The organism is Fluviicola taffensis DSM 16823, from assembly GCF_943372375.1.
GTDB classification, from domain to species: domain Bacteria; phylum Bacteroidota; class Bacteroidia; order Flavobacteriales_D; family Crocinitomicaceae; genus Fluviicola; species Fluviicola taffensis_A.
Genome location: NZ_CALRYJ010000033.1, coordinates 1 through 4,311, shown reverse-complemented (window position 1 = coordinate 4,311; position 4,311 = coordinate 1). Strand labels below are relative to the sequence as shown.

Genomic DNA, 4,311 nt, shown 5'->3' with positions numbered 1-4,311 from the left:
ACATTCAATAACAATGGTGCTGCTGTTTCCTTAAATGAAACAAACATCGCTCCTACTGCGACTGGTGCTCAAACAACAACTGGTTGGGTGAACTCAACATTGAACGGTACACTTTGGTACACATTTGTTGCGCCTCCATCCGGTTCTGTAAGAATCAACTCAACTGCAATCAACTATAACGGTCAAGCAGCGGTTTATTCTGCTGTTAACTGTGCAGATTTCAATACGTTCACATTGGTAGCTGCAAACGATGATGCAATAGGTGGAACAAGTGTCGCTCCGAACTTCACAGTTTGTGGTTTGACACCGGGTACTACTTACTATGTCATGTACGACAAGTTTGATGGTACTTCAGGTAACTTTAGCTTGAATGTTTCTGCGATTGTTCTGGAAGGTGGAACAGCGAATCCATTAACTGAAATTTGTACAGGTACTGTTCTTGATTTGTTCACTACAATTTCTGGTAACAATACCGGTGGGGTTTGGTCTTCTTCAATCGCTTCGGTGAATGCAAGTATTCAGGATTCCATGTTCAATTCAGCTGGACTTGCATACCAGACATTCAATATTCAGTACCGTGTAACTGATGGCTGTGCTTACGATTCAATCGTATCTCAAGTTCAGATCTATCAATTATCAAATGCCGGACAAGATGGTGTGATCACTGCTTGTAAAAACGAACCGATCAATCTGATCTCCGGTTTGAACGGAAACACGGATTTGAATGGCGACTGGTATGATCCATCCAATGCTTTAATGCCGGATGCATCAATCATTACATCCAACTTCCCTGGTCAGTACAACTATGACTACATCTCAGGAAACGGCGTTTGTCCGGATGATACTGCGAATGTGGTAGTAACCGTGTTGGGAACTTGTAACTGGTTATCCATTGATGAAAATGCCTTGGAAGAAGTATCGGTTTACCCGAATCCTTCAACAGGTGTTATCTTCATTGAATCAGGATTCACAGGTAATTTCAACCTGATGATAACAGATATCAATGGTCGCACAGTACAAACTGGTCAAAACACGATTTCTACAGGAACAAACACTGTAAACTTGAAAGAAGTTGAAAGAGGTACTTACTTCTTCAAACTATCAAGCGACAATGCTGAAAAAGTATTCCGAGTTGTGATTCAATAAGTTAGTTTATTATTCAATAAGCAAAACCCTTCCTTTACAGGAGGGGTTTTTGTTTTAAAAAAAAGTTTAAATTTTCATAAGTTGTTTGTTTTTTAAAATTTAAGATTTTTTAAGTTTTAAGGAAGATCGAGTTTTATTCGACGAAACGAAATGTTTAGTCAATGAAGTACATCTTTTATTCGTCAAATCATCAATGTATTGATTAATCAATAATTGATTCAGGAATTTAGCTAAAAGAGCAGTGAATTATAACATTAATGAATCATTACTTTTGTGGAAACTAATGATTATGAAGAGAAACTACAAACAGCCCTTATTGGGGGTTATGTTTGCGTTAGGTATTTTCTCTGTTTCCAATGTTTATTCCCAAGTGGATTTGACGGCAACAGGTGGAACTACCAATGCAACATACACCACCGTAAGCGCAGCATTTACGGCCGTAAATGCCGGTACACACACAGGTACCATTTCAATAAGTATTACTGGAAACACCTCTGAACCTGCAGCACCGGTTGCATTATCAGCAAACGGGGTCGGTACTACTTCCTTTACCTCTTTGGTAATTAAACCAACAGTAACAGCAATTATTTCAGGAGCGCCGGGTGCCGGAAGTGGAGTACTTAATTTCAGTGGTTCTGATAACGTAACGATCGATGGTTCGATTGCTCCAAGCGGTACAACAAGAGACCTTACTATTCAAAACACGAACGCCGCTACTGTTGCAAACACGGCAGCTATTCGTTTGATTGGACAGACTACTGCAGCTACCGGATTAGATGTAAACAACTTTACAATCAAAAACAACATCCTAATCGGTAGTACACCCGGAAATAATGGAACTTCCGGAAGCACTGTTACAACAACTTACGGTATCTATGCAGGGTCAAATGCAGCAGCAACTATGTCTGCAACAACTGGTGGTGCAGATTATGACAACGTATTAGTTGAAAACAACGAAGTGAAAAAAGCTTACATCGGGATTCATTTCTACGGTGCGGCGGCAAACCAAAATAACAACTTGACGATTCGCCAAAACACAATCGGTTCATCAACTGTTGCTGATCAGGTAGGATTCAAAGGAATCAATGCTTACCACACATTGGTAGGTACTATTTCCAACAATACCGTTACCGGAATTCAAGCATCGACATCAATCAGTGTTGCAGGAATGGAATTTGGAGGTACCACCGACAATGTCCGAATTTCTTCAAATACGATTAGTACCGTTTATAGTGTTTCTACCGGAGGTTGGGGTGCTTATGGTATCAACTTAGTTGGTGGTACGAATTATGTTGTTGACAACAACAGTGTTTCGGATGTCCAAACAACAAACTACAGTGCTACGACCACAACTTTTAATGCTTTTGGGTTGCGAATCTCTTCCGGAACAGGACATAAGGTATATTATAACTCCATTCACCTTTCCGGGAATTATACTACCGGTGGAGCAACTGCAGCAAGTGCGGCATTTGTTGTAACTTCCACCGCGGTAACAGGTTTAGATGTTAGAAACAACATTTTCTCCAATACCATGACCACAGCATCTACAGGAAATGTTGAATTCAGTGCAGTATGGTTTCCTAGCGGATACAACTTCCTGAATGCTTCTTTAAACAATAACTATTATGGTATTCCGAACAATGTTAATCACTTGGTTGGTAAAATCGGAACCACAGCCGGCACAGGAAATTATTTGAATCTAAATGCATGGCAGGCGATTTCACAAGTGAATAACGCAACAAATGACGTAAACTCAAATCCTATTGCCAATAGTGTTGCACCATTCACCTCGAACACAAACCTGTTGCCATTAACAAATGTTCCAACAGCAATCGAAAGTGGCGCTTCACCAATTGCATCGTTAGGTTCTCCAAACCTAGATATTACAGGAGCTTCCAGATCATTAACAACACCTGATATCGGTGCGTATGAATTTTCCGGAATGCCTATCTCTTGTCCTCAACCTTTAAATATCACCATCCAATCCGCATCTTCTAATGATGTCGATCTAACCTGGACTGTTGATGGGGCTGAGTCCTCTTGGCAATTGCAATACGGACCGGTTGGTTTCGCAATTGGAACAGGAACATCCGTCGTTACTTCATCCAATCCGGAAAATATCTCAGGATTAACTTCGAATTCATTCTACAGTGTTTATGTTCGGGCAATTTGCGGACCTGGTGACACTTCTTTATGGACAGGTCCTGTATCATTCAATACATACAATCAAGGAACCTATATGGATTGGTCAACTGACTGTCCAGCTGCCGGATTCATTGATATTTCGACTACAGGAACTGATTTGGTATTGACCGATGATTCAGAAACTCCGCTCACACTTCCTTTCCCTATTCTTTATCAGGGAACTTTGGTTACTGATTGTACAATCGGAAATAATGGTGGAATGGTTTTAGGTACTACAACTGCTCAAGTTGGATATGGTGGTGACATGACTACACTTGCCGGAAACTTTATTTTCCCTTGGGGTGACGATTTAGATGACGAAACCGGAAACGTGTATTACCAAACAAATGGAACTGCTCCAAACAGAACATTAATCGTTCAATGGGATAATATCTGTAACTTCTCAGGATCAGTTGGCGCTCCGGCTGTCACTTTCCAGGTTCAGTTTGATGAGGCAACAGGAAAAATCTGGTTCGTTTATGACGATGTGGTTTTCGGTGCTCCAAATGCAGCCGATGATTATGCTGCAAATGCAGATATAGGGGTATCAGGTCCAAATCAGGATTTGAATGTATCCAATAACAATGCTACTTATTTACAGAACAATTCTTGTGTTGAATTCTATTACACAGATTGTCCGAAACCGAAAAACTTCGTAACGACATTCCTGGGACCTGATGAAATTCAATTTGGATGGACTGCAGGATTCTCCAATGAAACTCAATGGATTATCGAATACGGTCCTGCAGGATTCACTCCTGGAACAGGACAGTTTCTGAATGAAACAAACAGTTTCTCCAGTATTTCTTCTTTGGTGCAATTGACAGATTATACGATTTATGTGTATGCAAATTGTGCGAACGGAGATACTTCTTTGGCTTTGGCTCATAATTTCACAACCTTGCCTTATTGTTCTAACCCAGCTTCAATTGGTGGAACTTCTGCTCCTGATTCATTAAATTTGAATTGGACATGGGCAGA

At 40.5% G+C, this 4,311-nt stretch carries 2 protein-coding genes; both read left to right on the top strand.

The window, feature by feature from the left end:
• The coding region (locus AAG807_RS21035) for a T9SS type A sorting domain-containing protein (RefSeq protein WP_341908474.1) at positions 1-1,146 on the top strand (1,146 nt) is incomplete at its 5' end.
• 289 nt (positions 1,147-1,435) lie between these two features.
• Positions 1,436-4,311: fibronectin type III domain-containing protein (locus tag AAG807_RS21030; protein ID WP_341908472.1), on the top strand; the 2,876-nt coding region annotated here is incomplete at its 3' end.